The organism is Flavobacterium sp. UGB4466, assembly GCF_903469665.1.
Lineage (GTDB): Bacteria > Bacteroidota > Bacteroidia > Flavobacteriales > Flavobacteriaceae > Flavobacterium > Flavobacterium lipolyticum.
In genome coordinates, this window is record NZ_CAGKLC010000042.1 from 19979 (window position 1) to 39683 (window position 19705).

At 34.8% G+C, this 19705-nt stretch carries 21 protein-coding genes; 11 read left to right on the plus strand and 10 right to left on the minus strand.

What is annotated here, in order from left to right:
- The first annotated feature begins 1 nt into the window (after nt 1).
- Nucleotides 2-631: an MCP four helix bundle domain-containing protein gene (locus JO950_RS11865; RefSeq protein WP_202702835.1), complete on the plus strand. Its 630-nt coding sequence runs from the start codon at nt 2-4 to the stop codon at nt 629-631.
- A 395-nt stretch (nt 632-1026) separates the two neighbouring features.
- Here JO950_RS11865 and JO950_RS11870 read toward each other — a convergent pair whose 3' ends face one another.
- From JO950_RS11870 to JO950_RS11900, 7 genes are all read right to left on the minus strand, one after another.
- On the minus strand, nt 1027-1440 hold the full coding sequence (locus tag JO950_RS11870) for a nuclear transport factor 2 family protein (RefSeq protein WP_202702836.1): 414 nt from the start codon (nt 1438-1440) through the stop codon (nt 1027-1029).
- 2 nt (nt 1441-1442) lie between these two features.
- Nucleotides 1443-1967, minus strand: coding sequence for a TetR/AcrR family transcriptional regulator (locus tag JO950_RS11875; RefSeq protein WP_202702837.1), 525 nt, complete (start codon nt 1965-1967; stop codon nt 1443-1445).
- Between the two features lie 263 nt (nt 1968-2230).
- Nucleotides 2231-3073, minus strand: a complete 843-nt coding sequence (locus JO950_RS11880) for a DUF2911 domain-containing protein (RefSeq protein WP_202702838.1) — start codon at nt 3071-3073, stop codon at nt 2231-2233.
- 70 nt (nt 3074-3143) lie between these two features.
- Nucleotides 3144-3806 carry an HAD family phosphatase gene (locus tag JO950_RS11885; RefSeq protein ID WP_202702839.1) on the minus strand — a complete coding sequence of 221 codons (663 nt, stop codon included), beginning with the start codon at nt 3804-3806 and terminating at the stop codon, nt 3144-3146.
- Between the two features lie 153 nt (nt 3807-3959).
- The gene (locus JO950_RS11890; protein WP_202702840.1) at nt 3960-4676 is read right to left on the minus strand and encodes a ThiF family adenylyltransferase; all 717 of its coding nucleotides are present in this window, start codon (nt 4674-4676) and stop codon (nt 3960-3962) included.
- Nucleotides 4677-4815: 139 nt separating this feature from the next.
- On the minus strand, nt 4816-5475 hold the full coding sequence (locus JO950_RS11895) for a TatD family hydrolase (protein WP_202702841.1): 660 nt from the start codon (nt 5473-5475) through the stop codon (nt 4816-4818).
- A complete protein-coding gene (locus tag JO950_RS11900; protein WP_202702842.1) occupies nt 5476-6075 on the minus strand; it encodes a DUF1684 domain-containing protein in 600 nt (199 codons plus the stop codon).
- Nucleotides 6076-6172: 97 nt separating this feature from the next.
- Between JO950_RS11900 and JO950_RS11905 the strand changes: the two genes are divergently transcribed.
- Nucleotides 6173-7390, plus strand: coding sequence for an MFS transporter (locus tag JO950_RS11905; RefSeq protein WP_202702843.1), 1218 nt, complete (start codon nt 6173-6175; stop codon nt 7388-7390).
- Nucleotides 7391-7485: 95 nt separating this feature from the next.
- Here the strand turns inward: JO950_RS11905 and JO950_RS11910 are convergent, their stop codons facing one another.
- A complete protein-coding gene (locus tag JO950_RS11910; protein ID WP_202702844.1) occupies nt 7486-7716 on the minus strand; it encodes a helix-turn-helix domain-containing protein in 231 nt (76 codons plus the stop codon).
- A 197-nt stretch (nt 7717-7913) separates the two neighbouring features.
- Here JO950_RS11910 and JO950_RS11915 point away from each other — a divergent pair, with 197 nt between their 5' ends.
- The 7 genes from JO950_RS11915 to JO950_RS11945 all read left to right on the plus strand — a co-directional run bounded on the left by JO950_RS11915 (nt 7914) and on the right by JO950_RS11945 (nt 14064).
- Nucleotides 7914-8378 (plus strand): JAB domain-containing protein, encoded by a 465-nt coding sequence (locus JO950_RS11915; RefSeq protein WP_202702845.1) that lies wholly within the window; start codon nt 7914-7916, stop codon nt 8376-8378.
- A 305-nt stretch (nt 8379-8683) separates the two neighbouring features.
- Nucleotides 8684-9052 (plus strand): BlaI/MecI/CopY family transcriptional regulator, encoded by a 369-nt coding sequence (locus JO950_RS11920; RefSeq protein WP_202702846.1) that lies wholly within the window; start codon nt 8684-8686, stop codon nt 9050-9052.
- A 6-nt stretch (nt 9053-9058) separates the two neighbouring features.
- Nucleotides 9059-10654 (plus strand): M56 family metallopeptidase, encoded by a 1596-nt coding sequence (locus JO950_RS11925; RefSeq protein ID WP_202702847.1) that lies wholly within the window; start codon nt 9059-9061, stop codon nt 10652-10654.
- Nucleotides 10655-10665: 11 nt separating this feature from the next.
- Nucleotides 10666-11022, plus strand: a complete 357-nt coding sequence (locus JO950_RS11930; RefSeq protein ID WP_017498599.1) for a BlaI/MecI/CopY family transcriptional regulator — start codon at nt 10666-10668, stop codon at nt 11020-11022.
- An 18-nt stretch (nt 11023-11040) separates the two neighbouring features.
- Nucleotides 11041-12888, plus strand: a complete 1848-nt coding sequence (locus JO950_RS11935) for a M56 family metallopeptidase (protein ID WP_202702848.1) — start codon at nt 11041-11043, stop codon at nt 12886-12888.
- Nucleotides 12889-12993: 105 nt separating this feature from the next.
- Nucleotides 12994-13134, plus strand: coding sequence for an SsrA-binding protein (locus JO950_RS11940; RefSeq protein ID WP_070907978.1), 141 nt, complete (start codon nt 12994-12996; stop codon nt 13132-13134).
- An 84-nt stretch (nt 13135-13218) separates the two neighbouring features.
- Nucleotides 13219-14064, plus strand: coding sequence for a DMT family transporter (locus tag JO950_RS11945; RefSeq protein WP_202702849.1), 846 nt, complete (start codon nt 13219-13221; stop codon nt 14062-14064).
- A 90-nt stretch (nt 14065-14154) separates the two neighbouring features.
- Here JO950_RS11945 and JO950_RS11950 read toward each other — a convergent pair whose 3' ends face one another.
- Nucleotides 14155-14709, minus strand: a complete 555-nt coding sequence (locus tag JO950_RS11950; protein ID WP_202702850.1) for a fasciclin domain-containing protein — start codon at nt 14707-14709, stop codon at nt 14155-14157.
- A gap of 219 nt (nt 14710-14928) precedes the next feature.
- Nucleotides 14929-18432, minus strand: a complete 3504-nt coding sequence (locus tag JO950_RS11955) for a patatin-like phospholipase family protein (RefSeq protein ID WP_202702851.1) — start codon at nt 18430-18432, stop codon at nt 14929-14931.
- Nucleotides 18433-18691: 259 nt separating this feature from the next.
- On the opposite strand from JO950_RS11955, the gene JO950_RS11960 reads away from it, so the two are divergent.
- Nucleotides 18692-19219 carry a biopolymer transporter ExbD gene (locus tag JO950_RS11960; RefSeq protein WP_202702852.1) on the plus strand — a complete coding sequence of 176 codons (528 nt, stop codon included), beginning with the start codon at nt 18692-18694 and terminating at the stop codon, nt 19217-19219.
- A gap of 29 nt (nt 19220-19248) precedes the next feature.
- The coding region (locus JO950_RS11965; protein ID WP_202702853.1) for a biopolymer transporter ExbD at nt 19249-19705 on the plus strand (457 nt) is incomplete at its 3' end.

Genomic DNA, 19705 nt, shown 5'->3' on the forward strand with positions numbered 1-19705 from the left:
TATGAAAGATTTGAAAAAATACAGCAATAAGACTAAAGCTGCTTTTATTTTATTGATTGTAATGCTTCTAATTCTTCTGGGGAATTTCAATACACTTCTAAATTCAAAAAATGTAAATGAAAATATTAACGCAATTTACAAAGACCGCTTAGTGGTTGCACATTACATTTTTCAATACTCCAAAGAACTCCATTTTATAAAATCGGAAGCCGAAAAACTGGATTTAAGCGATACTATCAAAAAAGACGAAATCATTCAGACATTAAATATTATCCACACCATTGACGATTTATATGCCAAAACTGTACTGACCGATACGGAAAAACAGTATTTCGATGCTTTTTTAAATTCCTGTAAAGAAATAAACCATCAGGTTGCTGCCAAAAACTGGAATAAAATTGCCGTTTCAAGCAATGAAGCTCTAAAAACCTTAGAAGCTTTATCCCAAATTCAGATTCAGGAAGGAAAAGCAAAACTCGCGAGTGCCAATGCGATGTACAGTAAAAACAATAGTCTTGGGCAATTGCAAATTGCACTTCTCATTATTTTGGGCAGCATCACAGTTTACCTTTTGATTGTCAAGAAAATTAAAAAAAGCATTAAAATTCCTGAGCCGCCAAGTTTGAACTAATTTTAGGATGTGTTCTCATTAAGAATGTTACGAATTTAATGCGCTGAGTTTTACGGATTCGTTTCACAAAAATACAGATTTGTTTTTTTAGCATTTTAACCAATATTGTGCTCATTTGGCACAAGAAACTGTATTACTCTTTAAAATCAAACATTTACAAACTTTTCCCCGATAAATTATGTCGCTCCTTCGGAGCTTTTTATTGTATTGGATAATTTTGTTATGGCTATAACTATTTCGCTCCTTCGGAGCTTGACCAGAAATTTTCCTTCATGAGAATGATACATGAAAAAATCCGTGTTAATCCGCGTTTTCGTGAAACGAATCCGCTACATCCGCGTCTAAAACCGAGGTATATAACTCCATTTCAATATCAATGTCAGAACTAATGCTATCTACTTCAATTTCCTGTCCTCTTCTTTAATTGGCAAGTCATTTATACTGGCGAATCGCTTCTGCATAAGTCCGTTAGCATCAAACTCCCAGTTTTCATTTCCGTAGGCTCTGAACCAGTTTCCATCCGGAGTCTGATATTCGTACTCAAATCGCACGGCAATTCTGTTTTCTGTATGTGCCCAATATTCTTTTTTGAGTTTGTAATGTCTTTCCTTCTCCCATTTTTGAGTCAAAAAGCGAATGATAGCCTCTCTTCCATTGACAAACTGATCTCTGTTTCGCCATTCGCTATCAACGGTATACGCTTTTGAAACACGCTCAGGATCCTGACTGTTCCAGGCGTCTTCTGCCAATTGAATTTTTTCTAATGCCGTTTCATAAGTAAAAGGCGGCAATGGTAACTTCTGTTCCATAACTATAAAATTAAAGTTTGAATTATTTTCTTGGATTGCTCGATAAGATGATTTGATTGGAATAACTGACTTTCGATGATACAGCTTTCAAACAGTAAATAAATATGATCTGCCAAAAGCTCATTTTCAATCTCCGCTTTAAAGTAATTTCGTAAGTCTGATTTATGGCTTTGAATGACACTCAGTACTTTCTCATTATCTGAAGGTATTTCTGAAAGTAGGTTCAAAAAACTACATCCTCTGAAATTTTCCTTTTGATTCATGGCTATTAAAAAGTCAAAAGAAGCCAAAACTTTTAATTTAGAATCTTTTTGATCTGAAGTGAATTGTTCCAACTTTGCAAACCAATATTCATGACGCCACTCTAAAAAGGCGACACATAAATCTTCTTTTGATTTAAAATGTTGATAAAAACTCGCTTTTGCCACTTTCGCTTCTTCAATAATCTGATTTATACCTGTGGAATTATATCCTTGGGTATGAAACAAAACGGAGGCTTTATCTAAAATTCGTTCTTTGGGCTGCATGTTTGGTTTACGTTTGGAAGTACAAATGTAAACAATTTTTAATAAAAACAGACAGGTCTGTCTGTTTTAAATAAATCTTCTATTTTTTTTAACCGCAAAGAACGCGAAGGTTTACGCAAAGCACGCCAGGGTGAATTCTGAAATATTTTTTTAAGACTTCCCAAGCAATACTAAATAAAAAATCCAAATCCCAAATCCCAATTGAACATTGGAATCTGGAATTTGGATTTTTAAAATTTAGAATTTAATAATTCAGTGAATTATTATCTGCTCCACTCAGCGATACTGTCTTTATTTAATTTTACGTAGTCTTGATTTTTAGCAGCTTCTGCAGCAGCAAGGGAAATTTTAGCGGTTTCAATTGCTCCTTTTTTATCTCCTTGTTTTGCCTGAATTTGCGATTTCAATCTTAAAATGTAATATGGTTTATCAGCGCTAAGGTCTAATGATTTATCTATATAAGTTCTGGCAGTTTCGATGTTTCCGTTTGCCTGAAACAAGTAAGTTGCAGCTGAAAAATAATCGTTTGAACTTGGTCCTCCTAAAACTTTCTCAATACTTGCCGTAGCCGTTTTTGCAGTTGGTACTTCAAACTTTAATGCTACATGAGAATTTTCCCAGGACATTTCTAAATAACCGTAGTTTGGGTCTAAACCATTAATTCCAATAGTAAAAGTCTCTACCGGAGTTGGCAATGCATCTTCTTTTACCGTGGTTCTCAAAGCTACATAAGCATCACTCCAGTTTTCAGGTAATCCCCAGTTATCAGTAGAAAGGTAAAAAATAACTTCCCAGCTTTCAATTTTAGGAATCGTATAAATTGCATATTTACCTTTTTTCAATGTTTTCCCGTCGATCACTACATCATCACTAAAATTAATGATCGTGTTTTCATTAGCTCCGGTTCTCCATAATTTTCCAAACGGAACCAGATTTCCAAATACAGCTCTTCCTCTGGCACCCGGTCTTGAATAGGTAACTTCAACGTCAGTCAATCCAACGGTTTGCTTGATATATCCTTTAGGACTCGCTTGCGGAGTTTTTATTTGTGCTTCTGTAGCAAAAGGAGCCAAAACAATGGCTAATGCGATAAGTAGTTTTTTCATTTTGTTAGTTTATTTTGTTCCCTCAAATTTACAAATTCAATTAGCGAATAAATGTTAAATTTAACTTAATTCAAGCGTCTAACTGTGATATTTTTTGCGCATTCAGCTCACTAAAGTGATTGATAATCAAATCAGCATCTGATAAATCCTGTAATTTCGAATGATGACTGTTATACCCTACACAATATACGCCAGCGCCTTTTGCTGCTTTCACTCCATTTGTACTGTCTTCAATGATAATACAGTTTTCTTTTGGAGTTTTCGATAGCGAAGCTGCATGCACAAAAATGGCCGGATTTGGCTTAGATTGCGGAAAATCTTCACCACTGACAATATCGGTAAAATACTGGTGCAAATTGAATCTGGTAAACACACGTTCAATCGTTACTTTTGAAGCCGAAGAAGCCAAAATTAACTGTATTCCGTTAGCGTATAGATCTTTGATCAAATCTTCAACACCTTCTAATAAGTACAAATCTTCTTTGGTATCAAAGGCGTCATTAAAAATATTTCTTTTTCGTTGGATTAAATCTTCAACTTCGTGCTCAATTGTTGGAAAAAGCTCTTTTAGAGTCTGAAAGGTATTTCGTGTCGAAAATCCGGTAAACGAAGTGTACATCTCTTCCGTTACTGTAATATTCAGTTCGGTAAATTGTTTGTAATAAGCATAACGATGTACAGGTTCAGTGTCTACAATGACACCATCCATATCGAAGATTACTGTTTTTATCATTTTTTTTTAGTTACTAAGGTTGTGAGGGGCTAAGGTTCTAAGTTTTTTTCTTAAGGTACTAAGGTACTGAGATTCTAAGGTTCTGAGTTTTTTTTCTGAAACTTATTTACTAAAGACTTAGTACCTCAGAACCTTAGTATCTTAGAACCTTTTCTACTCCTTCTTCAGCAAATAACGAATCACCGTTTCGGCAACATGCAGACCAAATAGACCCGGCATATAACTGTTGGTTCCGTAGAATGATTTTTTGAAGTTTTTCCCGTCTGTTAGTTTTAAACTTTTCTCGTCCTGAATTTCAGAAGAGAAAACTACTTTTAGTTTGTTTATTTTTTCGGCTTTTAGACGCTTTCTGATTGTTTTAGAGAAGTAACAGTTTATTGTTTTTGAAATATCCGTTACTTTTACTTTCGAAGCCAGCATTTTTCCGCCCGCACCCATACTGCTGATAATTTTTACTCTCTTACGTTTTGCAGCAATGATCAGGTTTAATTTTGGTGTGATACTGTCGATACAATCCAACACATAATCAAACTCAGAAGAAACCATCTCAAAAGCTCTTTCAGGAGACAAAAACTCCTGTACTCTCGTTAGCTTCAATTCCGGATTGATGTCCATCAAACGGTCTCCAACAATCGTAATTTTAGGTTGACCAACAGTGGAGTGCAAAGCCGGTAATTGTCTGTTAATGTTTGTAATATCTACTACATCGCCATCAACAATAGTCATACTTCCTACTCCTGCTCTTGCCAAAAATTCAGCTGCAAATGATCCAACTCCTCCTAAACCTACTACCAACACATTGGAATTTTGTAGGTTTTGCAATCCTTCTTTCGTAAATAAAAGCTCGGCTCTTTCTGTCCACTCTGCCATATGTTAATCTTGTTATTTTTGTTTATTTTTTTATTTGTTTCAGGTTTCAGTTTATTTGTTTCAGGTTTCAGGTTTTACGTTGGTCAGTTCGAGCGAAGTCGAGAACTTTTTGGAATTTGGATTTTCTAAAATTGAAATTTTAATTCTCATTACTTTTCCCAAAAACAGCATTGAAATTATCCGACACAATCTTTTGCAATTCTTTAATGGTTAAACCTTTATATTGCGATGCCAATTCATAAACCTGCTCTATACTTTCCTCAATCGTATCCGTTTCCAAAAAAAAGCGATCCTTAGGTATGGTCTGAAAAACAGTTTTTAAATCGGGATTTCGCAAAAGATATTTTCCAAACGAAATATAAAATCCTTCTTTAATTAGCTGCGCGGCAATCTGATCGTTTTTTGAAAAACCATGAACAATCATCGGAACCGAAATTTTCATTTTCTTCTTCAGTGCAATCACTTCCTGGAAAGCAGCAACACAATGGATGACAACCGGTTTTTGATACTTCTCCGCCAGTGCCAGTTGCTTTTCAAAAACGATTAATTGCTGTTCCAACGGAATCTCGATTCGCTTGTCTAAGCCGCATTCACCGATAGCCAGACAATTATTCGATTGTAATTTTTCTTCTATAATTTTCAATTCAGCATCAATTTGATCCTCTTTTATGTACCAAGGATGAATTCCTATGGAATAAAACGGAATCGAAGTATCAAACTCCTGTGGGTATTGATTGACCAATTCCAGCACATTGGCTTGATTTTTAAAGTGATGGGTATGAAAATTAAAAAATTCCATTTAATGAAATGCTTTAACTCCCGCTTTGATTTCTACATTCAGATCGTTTTCCAAAGGAACTATCGGACATGAATATTTATGATTATAAGCGCAATACGGATTGTAGGCCATATTAAAATCAACCGCAATTGTGTTTCCTTTTGGAACTTTTAAATCAATGTATCTTCCTCCGATGTAACTTCCTTTACCCGAAGTTAAATCTGAAAATGGTAAGAACAGATGATCTTTATACTCCTTCGTTTTCGAAAGTTCTATGTTTCTGTAAACATTCAATTTAAGGGCCACTCCGTCAATTGTAAAATATAAAGTTCCGTATTTGATGTATTTTGGCGTTCTTGTTCCGGTCGTTTTCATTTCGAAAACTTTTTCATTTTGTGCTTTCTCTAATTTTGCAGTCACAAAATACTTTGCATTTATGGGATAAAAATCTAAACTTTTAAAGGTTTTCAGATCTTCTGCCATTAACGGACTCGTCTTAGCATCAGCATATTCTGAATTTATTGTCTTTTGAAACTTTTCACTTTCCTTTTGATCAAATTTACTTTGTCCCAAGCAAAAATTAATCGCTAACAATACTAAAAAAACTATACTTTTTTTCATCTTAGAAATTTTGAGCAAAAATAGTTCAAAAGTAACAAAGCAGCAACCGCTCATCCATACAAAGTTTACTAACTTTGTTGCAAATAACTTATTTATAATGCTTAAAACCGCTTTTAGCCGCTACATCAATAATTTTAAAGGTTTTTCGAGAGAAATTTGGATTCTTGCTATTGTTACTTTTATCAATCGTGCCGGAACCATGGTGCTTCCATTTTTGTCCAAATATTTAAAAGAAGATTTGCATTTTACGTACATTCAGGTAGGCTGGATTATGGTGGCTTTTGGTTTCGGATCAATGTTAGGTTCCTGGCTGGGTGGAAAATTAACAGACAAAATCGGGTTTTACAAAATCATGATTTTTAGTTTGTTTACTAGTGGAGTTTTCCTTTTCCTTATTCAATATGTTACCCATTTCTGGACGCTTTGCATCGCGATATTTACTTTAATGACTATTGCCGATATGTTTCGCCCGGCGATGTATGTTTCGCTTGGTGCCTATTCTGAACCCGAAAACCGAACGCGTGCCCTTAGTTTGGTACGTCTTGCCGTTAATTTAGGATTTGCCGCAGGACCAGCATTAGGAGGTTTGATTATTATGGGTATGGGGTATTCAGGCTTATTTTGGGTAGACGGTGCATCGTGTATCATCGCCATTTCGATATTTGCCATACTGGTTAAAGAGAAGAAAAAAATACTAGACGAAGATAAAATCGAAAATACCGAAGTTAAAAAATCAGTTCTTCAGGACAAAATCTTTTGGGTTTTCTTGTTTGTGTGTTTCGCGACGGCTATCATATTCTTCCAGCTTTTTACCACTTTACCGCTGTATCATAACGAAAAATTTGGTTTAAGCGCGTTTCAGACCGGACTCTTAATGACACTAAACGGGTTGCTTATTTTTACTTTGGAAATGCCAACTGTTGCTTTTATGGAGCGGAAAGGCTTTCCTAAAATAAAAATTATCACACTTGGATCTTCCATTATAGCCCTGAGTTTCTTTTTATTATTGATTAATGTTTGGGCATGGATTCTGGTAATCAGCATGATTCTTTTCTCGATTGGAGAAATTCTCAACTTCCCTTTCTCGAATGCTTTTGCACTAAGCCGGGCTCCACGCGGACAAGAAGGCCGTTATATGGCACTTTACACCATGAGTTTTAGTCTTGCACATATTGTGAGTGCAAAAGTAGGCTTCGAAATCATCTCCCGGTTCGGATACCAAATCAATTGGCTTTTCATGGCTTCTATTGGAGTTTTTGCAACGCTATGCTGCTTTTGGATTAAAAAGGCATTGGTCAGGGAGAAAATTTCTTAAAAACTTACTCTCCTTATATCCCTTATCGTTTATCGTTTATTAAACCCGACAGGTTTCAAAAACCTGTCGGGTTTGTTTATATATGAAAACAATTTTTACAGGTCAAAGTCCAATAATTCTCTTGGATGTTTTCCTAATCCTTTTGCCAGATCTAAGAGTGTAGTAAAGGATAAATTTCTTTTACCATTTTCAATATCACTTATTGTAGCTTTGATAAGTCTCTCACTATTTAATACAACCATATCTTGACTTAAATTTTGCTCGTTTCTAAGCTTCCTTATATGTTCTCCAAATTTTTCAAGTTTCTCTGCTTTAAATTTTTCCATTACTAATCTTTTAAACAAAAAGCGTAATTATTTTCTTAAAAAATGTTATAAGATCTTATAACAACAACCTATTTTTTTTTTTATATTAGCTGAATATATATTGATCATTCCAATCAATGATATTCACTAACAAATCAATTATAACCTCCTCCTAAATAGTTAATCCTATTGCAATTAATTTGTAATTTTTTAGTATCATGCAAAAAGAAAAACAAAATTGGCAAATCGCCTCAGAGATTGAATTAATTTACAAAACCAAAGTAAAAGCATCCCAGCGCCCGCATATAGGTTCTGCTAGTTCAGTTTATAAATTGGCTCTGAAAATCTGGGACCCCGGAAAAATTGAGTTTCTCGAGCAGTTTAAAGTATTCCTGCTCGACAGATCAAATAAAGTATTGGGAATATTTGAAATTTCGTCAGGAGGAACAACAGGGGCTTGTGTTGACCTTAGATTATTGTTCGTGGCAGCGCTCAAAACAAATGCAACAGGCATTATTATAATTCACAATCATCCATCGGGCAAAATACTTCCTTCACTTGCTGACAAATTGATTACTAAAAAAATAAAAGAGGCAGGTACAATCCTGGACATTGTTTTAGTAGATCACTTAATAATCACTTCAGAATCTTATTTTTCTTTTGCAGATAATGCTATTCTCTAATATTTGCCTTCCAAAATTTCAAAAAAGCTATACAACCCATAATCCATTTAGCTTTTATTCAGATTCTGTTCAAGCTCTATTATACAAGTTTTCCTTGACTTCTTTTTTAAACTTTAAATCTACGAGTACATTTTAAGACGTCCTTAAACCATGTTAAAAACCTATAAAACAACCCATTAAACCTAATTTTAAACTAACTTTAATCCCTCTAAGAGACATTCAAAACGTAATTTTTAGTTAAACAACTATTTTTATAGTTGCGTAACTAGAAAAATAGTTGTAGGTTTGAATTAAAATTAGAAAACATGCAAAAGTTAACGAACAAAGAAGAGGAAATCATGCATATTTTATGGAGGCTTAAAAAAGCTTTTGTAAAGGAAGTTCAGGCAGAGATCACAGAAGATCAACCCCACTACAATACTTTATCGACTATAGTGCGCAATCTGGAAGAGAAAGGATTTGTGGGGCACAATGCTTTTGGAAACACACATCAATATTATCCAATCATTACTTTAGAGGCCTACAGTAAAAAGTATATGAATACGGCAATTGACAACTATTTTAATAGTTCGTATAAAAATATGGTTTCATTCTTTGCTAAAGAGGAGAAAATTTCGGCAGCAGAATTACGTGAAATTTTAGACATGATCGAAAATCCAAAAGGAGAAAAATAATTGTTTATGGAAGCACTTTTCTTATTTATCGCAAAATCCGGTGGTTTATTAATATTGTTCTATTGTGCTTATTATTTTTTATTGCGCAAAGAAACCTTTTTTAACAGCAACAGATGGTTTTTATTGGCTGGTTTGATTACCTCAGTAGTGTTGCCTTTTTTGGTATACTCTAAAACTGTTTGGGTAAAACCTACTCCCGACACCCATTTGAATTATACTACTGTTTACCAACCGCCGCTTGTCGAAAATAATGCTTCCTTAATCAACTGGAATTTGGTGCTGCTTTCAGTCTACGTTATAGTACTTCTAGGATTACTTTTAAAATTTGCCTACGACTTTTATAGTCTAAATGCAGTTCTGAAAGGAAAGAAAATCACGCAGCAAGCCGATTTCAAATTCATCGATACCAACGAAAATATTGCTCCTTTCTCTTATTTTGATTATATCGTGTACAACTCATCAATGTACACGCCTTCGGAATTAGAAAGTATTATCGAGCATGAAAAGGTGCATAGTGAGCAAAATCATACTGCAGATGTTTTACTGTCAAGAATATTCTGCGTTCTCTTTTGGTTCAACCCGATCATGTGGCTGTATAAAAAAGCAATTCTTCAAAATCTGGAATTCATCGCCGATAGTGAAGCTGCACGAAAAATCTCCGACAAAAAAGCGTATCAGTACACACTTTTAAAAATTACAACACATGAAAGCTGTGTTGCAATCACCAATCATTTTTATCAATCATTAATCAAAAAACGAATTGTCATGTTAAACAAAAATCAATCAAAGAAAAGAAATTCCTGGAAATTTGGAGCAATAGTTCCGGCACTTGCAGCATTTGTATTAGTATTTCAAATCGAAGTAATTGCCAAAGAAAAACAACAAACGGCAAAGGTAATTTCAGGAAAAACAGAATCTGTAGATGTTTACAAAATCAAAAAAAATACGACAGATGCTGAATTAAAGGAGATCAAAGAAAAATTAAAAGCAATTCATAACATTGAATTTAAGGCTTCTGAGATAAAAAGAAATGCTGATAGTGAATTAATATCAATCAAAATTGATGTTAAAAATGGCAAACAGCAAGCACAATCTGTTCAGACTTCAGGAAATGAAGCCATTAAAGATTTTGGATTAATTGTTACAACGGATACGAATGGCAGCAAAAATGTTGGCATTCAGACTGCTGATGAAAGTAATAATTCTGAAAGCCACAAAGAATCCAAAAAAGTAAAAAACAAAAAAGTAATCCTTAAACAAACTAAAAATGTTAACACTAATTCTGGTACTGACAAAGAAATTGCTGGCAATACTCATACAAATACTAGCACTACTACTGTAATTACAGATGATAACGGAACAACCAGCGTATCTACCTCAAATAGTGATGGTAAAATTATTGTTTCGACATCGGGTAAAGGCAGCACAAAAGGGACTAAACTTACCATCGTTGACGGAGTTGAAATGCCTGCCAATTATAAGCTTGAAGACCTTAAACCAAAACATATTAAAAAAATGAGTGTCTATAAAGGAAGTGAAGCCACTGCTAAATATGGAGAAAAAGGGGCTAATGGTGTAATCGAAATCGAAACACATCAATAGGAAAGCTTAAAATGCAAAAGCTAACCAACAAAGAAGAGGAGATCATGCACATTTTATGGAAGCTTCAAAAAGCTTTTGTAAAAGAAATTCAGGCAGAGATCACAGAAGATCAACCCCATTACAACACTTTATCTACAATTGTTCGTAATCTGGAAGAAAAAGGCTATGTAAGTCATAGCGCTTTTGGAAATACACATCAATACTATCCACTGGTGAGTATTGAAGAATATCGAAAAGGGTTTATGCATACTGCTATCGATAATTATTTTAACAGCTCTTATAAAAGTATGGTTTCATTTTTTGCCAAAGAAGAAAAAATCTCGGCAGCAGAATTACGAGAAATCTTAGTCATGATCGAAACTCCCTAAAAGAAAAAATAGTTAGTTATGGAAGCCTTTTTCATTTTTATCGCAAAATCAAGCGGACTGGTAATATTGTTCTATTGTGCTTATTATTTTTTATTGCGCAAAGAAACCTTTTTTAACAGCAGCCGATGGTTCTTATTAGCAGGATTAATTACCTCCGTTGCTTTACCTTTTTTAGTTTACACCAAAATTGTATGGATAGAACCCACTCCTATTGTTCAGGCTCCTGTAATGGCTGCCTCAAAAACAACAATCGCTGCAATGGATTATTCGAAAGCATATCTTTCGCCCGCTGTAGCAGAAGATCCTTTTGAAATCAATTGGAATTATGTTGTACTGGCTGTGTATGGTATCGGATTTTTGGCTTTGGTCATAAAATTCATGATTGACTTTTATAGTCTTAATTCTGTTCTAAAAGGGAAAAAAGTACTGCAGCAGGCCGATTTTAAATTTGTCGATATCAACGAAAACATTGCTCCTTTTTCTTATTTTGATTATATCGTATACAACTCATCGATGTATACCGCATTAGAATTAGAGAGTATTATCGAACACGAAAAGGTACATAGTGACCAAAATCATACGATGGATGTTTTAATCTCTAGAGTATTTTGCGTCTTATTTTGGTTCAATCCTTTTATCTGGCTGTACAAAAAAGCAATTCTTCAAAACCTTGAATTTATTGCCGACAGTGAGGCTGCCAAAATAATAACCGACAAAAAAGCGTATCAATACACGCTTTTAAAAATAACAGCACACGAAAGCTGTGTTGCAATCACCAATCATTTTTATCAATCATTAATCAAAAAACGAATTGTCATGTTAAACAAAAATCAATCAAAGAAATGGAATTACTGGAAGTATTATGCCATCATTCCGGCACTAGCTGCTTTTATCTTTTTATTCCAAATTAAAACCATCGCACAAGAAAAAGAGGCTAAAGAAGGTAGAGAATCGAAAGGGATCATCGAAAAAAATGACTCAACCGAGGTTATTAAAATCCAAAAAAACACTACAGATCAGGAACTTAAAAAAATTACAGCCGATTTAAAACAAAAACACAATGTTGATGTTGTTATTTCGGATGTAAAAAGAAACAGTGAAAATGAGCTGACCGCCATTAAAGTAGACGTGAAAAGACAAAATGGAAAAACACAAACCATTCACATTGAAAGCAATAAAGCGATTAAAGGCTGTGGAATTGTGGTATCAACCCAAGATAACGGTTCCAAGAATATAGCGTTAATAACGGATGATGCTCCAAGTAACCCCCGAATTTTTAGAAATCAGGTTGCAGAGAGAGATGAAATTAATGATACAGATGGTGACCCTCTTACACCTCCAACCCCTCCGACTCCACCGTCATTTCCTAATGGAGCAATGCCACAAATGCCTACATTAAATGTTCCAATGCCTCCAATGCCACCAATAAGTTCAGGCAGTAAAGCTGACATGGCTAATTTTAAGAAAGATATGGCCGAATATGAAAAGAAAGTAAAATCTATCGAACCAAGTATTGCCGCCTACGAAAAACAATTGAATGAATTCTTATCGCAAAGAGATGCAAATTATGAGAAAGATATGCAAAAGTATGAGGCTGCAATGGATAAATTCAGTGCCGAAATGGAAAAATTTGCCGAGAACATAGAAGTTAAATATGGAAAAGATTCTAAAGAGTACGACATCAATATAAAGCAGTACGAGCAAGATATGGAACATGTCAAAAAAGACATGAAACAGTACCAAAAAGATGCAAAACAACATGAAAGAGATGCAAGGCAAAAAGAAAGAGACGCAAGACAGAAAGAAAGAGACGCAAGACAGAAAGAAAGAGACCAAAGAAGAGATTTAGAAAGCAGAAGATCATAATTCAGGATTTACTTCAAAACAATATAAAAACTTAAAAATCAACAACAAAGACTTTGCCTGACCGCAAAGTCTTTTTTTTATATCTTTGCAAAAAATTAAGCACTTATGTACAAAATTTTAGCCCGAATCAATAAAATACTGTTGCCGAGTTTTACGAAACAAGGTCTGGACATTACGAAAGCAAAAAAATGGCAGATGGCCGTTATTGGTTATCGGGCTTATGTTACCAAAAGAGCTTTAGGATAGTATTCTAAAAAATCTTTTCAAAGCTCTACCCAACCGTCTTCGGTTATCGGCTATATTGGCCGTTTTTCTCTCCATTACATTTCCATGAAAAATAAAGAATTCAATATCCCCCCTGTTTACGCTGTACTTCTTGCAATTATAAGTGTTCAGTGTGGGGCTGCCATTGCAAAAAGTTTATTCCCAACTATAGGTGCTGCGGGAACAGCTTCTTTGCGAATCGGAATTTCGGCTGTCATTTTACTTTTAGCATACAGACCCAATTTAAAAGCAATTACTCCAAAACAATGGAGAATTGTTCTTCCTTATGGTTTGACACTTGGCGCTATGAATTTAGTTTTTTATAGTGCAATAGAAAGAATCCCGATTGGTCTGGCAGTGACACTTGAATTTATAGGTCCATTACTGGTTGCCATCGTCGGCTCGAAACGTTTGCTTGATTATTGCTGGGTTGTACTGGCAGCAATTGGAATAGTTTTAATAGCTCCATGGTCAAATGACCAAATCGATCCTATAGGTGTTTTATTTGCTCTTTTTGCAGGTGCTTTATGGGCTGCCTATATTGTTCTGGGCGGAAAAGTTTCTAAAATTATGCATGGCGGAGAAGCAGTTGCCACCGGAATGCTATTCGGAGCCATTTTAATTCTACCGTTTGGTATCTATGAAAACGGATTGATAAATCTTACCCCTAAACTTTTCGGGATGGGTGTTGCTCTGGCTCTTCTATCCAGTGCCATTCCATTTACACTCGAAATGAAAGCTCTGGGTCAGCTCCCTCCTCGTACTTTTAGTATTTTAATGAGTTTAGAGCCCGCTGCGGCAGCTATCTGCGCTTTTATTTTCTTGCAGGAACATTTAAACTTTTATGAAATTTTAGCAGTACTATGTGTTGTAATTGCTTCGGCAGGATCAACTTTAACTGCAAAGAGGTAAATCGCAAAAATTCAAATTCCAAATCCCAATTTGAAAGTCGGAATTTGGAATTTAAGAATTAAGTCTAAGACTTGGTGTCTAAAAATTATATTAACTTTTTGGCAATAATACCGTATCAATTACGTGAATTACACCATTTGACTGATTTACATCTGCAATAGTAACTTTAGCACTGTTTCCGCTTTCGTCAGTAAGGTATAAATCTTTTCCTTTCATCCAGGCTGTCAGTGTACCACCGTTAACCGCTTTAATAGTTGCTTTCCCTTTACCCTCTTTAATTGCTTTTGCAATACCTGAAGCATTCCATTTTCCTGCTACTACATGGTAAGTCAGGATATTTTGAAGCATTTTTTTGTTTTCTGGTTTCAATAATGTTTCAACAGTTCCTTTTGGTAATTTATCAAATGCTGCATTTGTTGGGGCAAAAACAGTAAACGGTCCCTTTCCTTCAAGGGTTTCCACTAATCCGGCTGCTTTTACAGCTGCCACTAATGTCGTGTGGTCTTTTGAATTAACGGCATTTTCAATAATATTTTTAGTAGGATACATTGCGGCTCCTCCAACCATTACGGTTTTTTGCGCAAATGATGTAAATCCAAATCCTAATACCAGGATTGCTACGGCTAAAAAATTTCTAGTTTTCATAATTAATATTTTAGGTTATAAGCTCATTTACGCGGTAATATTAGTTTTGGTTTTAATACATCTTCAAAAAAACTAATATTATACTGAATATTTTTCAAAATCCGCTAAATAACAAGGCTTTAGAAAAGAAATATTTTTTTAAAAAAAATCGAACTTCCTTCCCTTTTAACTTAAAAACATTAACCTTAAATCATTATTTTTTTCTAAGAATCGTTTGATTCATGTAAAGCCCAATTCTGTTTTACGACTGATTGAATGATAACCCAATTTTCGATAGCTCTCAAACTGTGCTTCATCAAAAAACTGATCTGCTGTAGATTGTTGTGGAAAATCGGGATTAGCCAAAGCATATTCTCGTATATCAATAGGCTCATCCCCCGTTAATGCAGCTTTTATATAGATTAACGTTCCTTTTCTTTTTATGCCCGGATAAGTAATTTCTCCTTTAATAATATGCTCCTTTGACTTCCCATCTCGCTTCGTAATATCTTTAAAGTCTTCAAAAATAATCTCTACACCAAAATCAATACGGCATCTTCTAATCGCATTGGCCAGACCTTCACAGGCTATGTCCTGATCTTGTTCACCATCTCCCAATATGATATGATGACAACGTCTTCTAATGAGTTCATACAATCCCATATTGTCAAAATGCCCTCCATCTGAAAGACTTACATACTCCATGTTGATATCAGATTTACCAATCAAATCATAAATAATGTACAATAAACCAAATCTCGGATTAGAATCCTTCCAACGTTTAAGTCTCGTATTACCAATCCATCGTCCCAAACGAACATTAAACATGGTTAACAAAAACGCCATAGGTGCTGAAGAATGATATCCCCAATTCGGATTTACTGCTGCTCCTGAAATAGCCATAGCGGTACCAATAGTTGGTCCTCCATTTACATTTGAAAATCTATTCGTAGGACGATAACCGTATTCGTATACGTGATCCACGTAATAAGTAGACGGGCGTGTTGGACTAAAATCATATCCACAATACAGAGGTGTAAATACAAAGGATTCCGCTTTACGATCCTGACGGTCTAATGCCGAAACAACAGTAGCATTGAGTGCTGTATTCAAAATAGGATATGGACCAAAATAACCGTCTTCGACCTTCATTGATGACAGCAATACATCATCGTCTGTATCAAAACCAGTAAATACATTTGCAGTTTTAATACGATCTTCCCTGCTACGGGTGGCTCCCATAAAAGCTCTTATAAGTCGGTTGCGATAAAAATGGTGAAGGGAAAACTCATTGACTCCAACACGCCAGCTCAGTAAAAATGTGATAATTAACAATCCTATCGATATTCCCAAATTACCTAAAATATTTTCATCCGTTTTCCTGATCAGCTCTATAATAGCCGACCCAATAAGAAGCACCCCAATCATAAAAATAAATGGTACAATCTTAGCAACCTTATTCATAATGCCCATAAACTTCTTTGGATCTTCATCACCTTTAGACGTAAATGCTATTTTTACACCCCAGGCAACTATTGCTGCCCAGCCTCCGGTAATAGGTATCCCAATCAAAGCGTCCTCAACATTAAAATTTTCCCATAAATCGGGCATAATTAATGCTGTAAAACAAATAAGAATCCAAAAAAACATAAATCGATGTAAATAAGCTCCCGTTCTTCCCCACCACTCCCTTCGATAATCGGGAAATACCTTTCCCATTATAGCCATTCTTGTGATTATAGAAAGAGTAAAAATTTCGAGAACAATAGGAATACTAACTAATAATTTTACTTTAGATTCAAAAACTGCGTTGTCCCATAACTTTGATTCTATACCAAATATGCTTTCTAAGCCAGTGCGAAATTCTAATGCAATAAAATTAATATTCTTCCAAAATAAATAAAACAATAGACCAACAACGACAGAAGCCACTGCTGAAGATATCACTATCACAGTCCAATTTTTGAGTCCGGTCTCCCACTTCTCACTTTCCAATCTCCTTCTTTCTACTTCAGAGGATTCTTTTGCCACTACATTTGCCTTACCTAATTCTATTAAATCGTATCTTTTACCATAATTCCCCTTTAACGCCACTAAAATTAATGCTATAAATGACGGAAGAGATATCACTAATAATAACCACTTAATAGGATTCCCTTCAGGGCAAACATCATACAGATCGGTATTAATTAAAAATGCACTCATCAGCAAAGCACAAATTACACTCCAACTGATCAGCAGGTGTGGCAGTGCATCTTTTATCCCTGTCAAAATAAATCCATTCCATTTTTTTGAAAAACGCGCTACTTTTCTTTTTTCACTTATTTTATAATTAGAGCTCATAGCGCTTGCTGCTATAAATGCTACAACGGACAGCATCCCTAAATTCCACAAGAAAAATAGTCTGGTATTGTTTGTATTTACTTTTCGTAAAATTTCTCCGAGATACTCCCATCCTTTATAAAGATCTAAAATAAACGAAAGAACGGTGAGTAAAACCAATAACAACACTGCCTGATTAACAAGAGTATTTCTTAACCACGTTAATCCTGATGTCCAGGCATCCGGAGACATTGTACCAACGTTTGGAGAAAGATAATTGCTAAACATTCTGAGCCAGCGTATCGGACGCACTTCATCGGCAAACGGATCAGATGATTTATCCGGACATAACTGATCTGTCACTTTACTAAAAGACCCGGAGCGTTTAATCCAGGAGGTGTACCATGTTCCTATGTAACCTCCGCCTGATACTGTCGAGATATAATCTATCTTATCTAAAACACCCAAACTTGCCAATTTCTGGAGTATCCCAAGATTAAAGGTAGCCGAACGGATTCCTCCGCCTGAAAATGCAAGTCCTACAAGCTTCATATCTACCGCTTTCAACATTGGATCGTGTATATTTTTCTCTTCAACAGATTTCTTCGGCAATTCTATATCAAAATTTTCATCCGTTGTTTTTGATGCCTGCCATTCCTCACTCTTTTTTTTACGGGCTTTGCTAATCTCGTGAAGCTCATCATTAAAAAATGTTTCAAATGGCAGAGGAAATTCGATTCTGCTTCTACTGTCTGAATCTTTATCTAATAATTTTCTAAGAAGTAATTTGTCATCAGTAAGATACTGTAAAGCATCCTCTCTGTTTTTTTCCCACCACGCTTTATGATTACTAAAATCAGCCTTGTTTAAGATACTAGAGTAATCATATTCTTTGTCTATCGCTGTGTAAAATTGATAAAGACGTATCTCATAGGCTGAATTGCTCTGACGGCAAATAACCTGAACTACTTGTACAGGCATGTATCGAAGCACTGCTGCCAATTTTTTGCGTTCCTCAAACCCTTCTCCATAAAGCATTGCCCTTATTTGCTGCCTCCAAAAAAAAGGTACCCTGAACAATAAAAGTTCAGATGATGCACTTTTATCTTTGTACTTTATAGCAATATTAGAAGCAAGCCATTCTAAAAGATCATAAACAGTATCTAAATATATTCTTATGAGAATTTCATCATTACGATTATCCGGGCTATGCCAGACTAAGTCCGAAATCTCGTCTATCTGGCTCGGAGTCAACTCTTCTATTATCCCATAATCCCGATCACTGTTTTTGCCCAAATTACTCCAGGAATTTCTTCCCAAAAACTCTCGTGGGAATGAATTATTAGAATTCTTTTTCAAAATATCCTGAAAAAGAGTCAGATAGGATATTGCTTCGGCGGTTAGATCGGTTACTATATCCATAATAAATGAGGTTTAATGATTAATAAACTAGCTAGAAACTAAACCAGCCGAAAAATCAATCGATTAGTCAATTGATTCTCTGTAAGATACTGGAATTTTCAGTACTTTAAAACTGTACTAAATTACATCAAAAAATTCTGTACAGAGCAGGTGGAATTACCTGTTTATAACCTATCATTCTTATTATTCAAAATCAATTTTAAGCAACTGTCTTTCATTCAATATATTTTTATAACTTTAGAATCAAAACCAATTTATTATGCAAAATCTTCCAAAAAAAGTAAGAAGTAAAAAGTTAAATGCAAGAGTTGATTTAACCGCAATGGTGAGTGTTTCATTTTTGCTGATTATATTTTTTATGGTTGTTGGTGAATTGTCTAAACCAAAAGGTATTGATTTAGCTTTACCTGATAATGGGGATATCTCCTGCGGACCAATTGGTTGTATTGATTCCAATCGTATTTATACAATCTTATTAGATGATGATGACAAAATTGTTACCTATTCAGGATTATTACTTTCTCCTCTTGAAAACCCAAAAAGTAGCGTTTATGGAGAAAGTGGAATTAGAAAACAACTATTTGAAAGAAATAAGAAAATTACAGAATATTCGACCGCGCTTGGAAAACCTAAAAACGGTACAATTGTAATTATAAAACCCAGCAAAAAAAGCAATTTTAAAAATCTTGTTGATATTCTAGACGAAATGGCAATTGCCAAAATTGAAACCTATTCGATTGTAAATGAATATACCCCCGAAGAAGTTAAACTACTAGCCTTAAATTAAAAACATTCTCAATCACTAAAACTATAGCTATGCAAAACCTGCCAAAAAAAGTAAGAAGTAAAAAGTTAAATGCAAAAGTTGATTTAACTGCTATGGTAAGTGTTTCATTTTTGCTGATTATATTTTTTATGGTTGTTGGTGAATTGTCTAAACCAAAAGCGATGGAATATTATACTCCAGATTGTGGTGATGAGTGTTTTTTAGGAGGTTGTTATAGACCAGATGAAAATCGTTCAACCACAGTGCTTTTAGATAAAAATAACAAAATTATTGTCTACTCCGGATTAATATATGCTCCCATTGCTGCTCCAAAAGGGATGCAATATGGTAAAAATGGAATCAGAAAGGAATTGTTTGACAGAAATAAAACAGTTCTGGAATACTCAGCTGCTTTAGGTAAACCCGGACGTGGACTTACCGTTATAATAAAACCAAGTAAAAAATCCAGTTATGGTAATTTGGTTGATATAATAGACGAAATGAAAA

Bases quoted from the DNA above. Each gene is read 5' to 3' on its own strand.
- JO950_RS11910 (WP_202702844.1), bottom strand. From the start codon at position 7,716: ATGGAAAAATTTAAAGCAGAGAAACTTGAAAAATTTGGAGAACATATA.
- JO950_RS11920 (WP_202702846.1), top strand. From the start codon at position 8,684: ATGCAAAAGTTAACGAACAAAGAAGAGGAAATCATGCATATTTTATGG.
- JO950_RS11875 (WP_202702837.1), bottom strand. From the start codon at position 1,967: ATGCAGCCCAAAGAACGAATTTTAGATAAAGCCTCCGTTTTGTTTCAT.
- JO950_RS11915 (WP_202702845.1), top strand. From the start codon at position 7,914: ATGCAAAAAGAAAAACAAAATTGGCAAATCGCCTCAGAGATTGAATTA.
- JO950_RS11935 (WP_202702848.1), top strand. From the start codon at position 11,041: ATGGAAGCCTTTTTCATTTTTATCGCAAAATCAAGCGGACTGGTAATA.
- JO950_RS11900 (WP_202702842.1), bottom strand. From the start codon at position 6,075: ATGAAAAAAAGTATAGTTTTTTTAGTATTGTTAGCGATTAATTTTTGC.
- JO950_RS11890 (WP_202702840.1), bottom strand. From the start codon at position 4,676: ATGGCAGAGTGGACAGAAAGAGCCGAGCTTTTATTTACGAAAGAAGGA.
- JO950_RS11905 (WP_202702843.1), top strand. From the start codon at position 6,173: ATGCTTAAAACCGCTTTTAGCCGCTACATCAATAATTTTAAAGGTTTT.
- JO950_RS11955 (WP_202702851.1), bottom strand. From the start codon at position 18,432: ATGGATATAGTAACCGATCTAACCGCCGAAGCAATATCCTATCTGACT.
- JO950_RS11870 (WP_202702836.1), bottom strand. From the start codon at position 1,440: ATGGAACAGAAGTTACCATTGCCGCCTTTTACTTATGAAACGGCATTA.
- JO950_RS11930 (WP_017498599.1), top strand. From the start codon at position 10,666: ATGCAAAAGCTAACCAACAAAGAAGAGGAGATCATGCACATTTTATGG.
- JO950_RS11885 (WP_202702839.1), bottom strand. From the start codon at position 3,806: ATGATAAAAACAGTAATCTTCGATATGGATGGTGTCATTGTAGACACT.
- JO950_RS11945 (WP_202702849.1), top strand. From the start codon at position 13,219: ATGAAAAATAAAGAATTCAATATCCCCCCTGTTTACGCTGTACTTCTT.
- JO950_RS11960 (WP_202702852.1), top strand. From the start codon at position 18,692: ATGCAAAATCTTCCAAAAAAAGTAAGAAGTAAAAAGTTAAATGCAAGA.
- JO950_RS11950 (WP_202702850.1), bottom strand. From the start codon at position 14,709: ATGAAAACTAGAAATTTTTTAGCCGTAGCAATCCTGGTATTAGGATTT.
- JO950_RS11925 (WP_202702847.1), top strand. From the start codon at position 9,059: ATGGAAGCACTTTTCTTATTTATCGCAAAATCCGGTGGTTTATTAATA.
- JO950_RS11865 (WP_202702835.1), top strand. From the start codon at position 2: ATGAAAGATTTGAAAAAATACAGCAATAAGACTAAAGCTGCTTTTATT.
- JO950_RS11940 (WP_070907978.1), top strand. From the start codon at position 12,994: ATGTACAAAATTTTAGCCCGAATCAATAAAATACTGTTGCCGAGTTTT.
- JO950_RS11895 (WP_202702841.1), bottom strand. From the start codon at position 5,475: ATGGAATTTTTTAATTTTCATACCCATCACTTTAAAAATCAAGCCAAT.
- JO950_RS11880 (WP_202702838.1), bottom strand. From the start codon at position 3,073: ATGAAAAAACTACTTATCGCATTAGCCATTGTTTTGGCTCCTTTTGCT.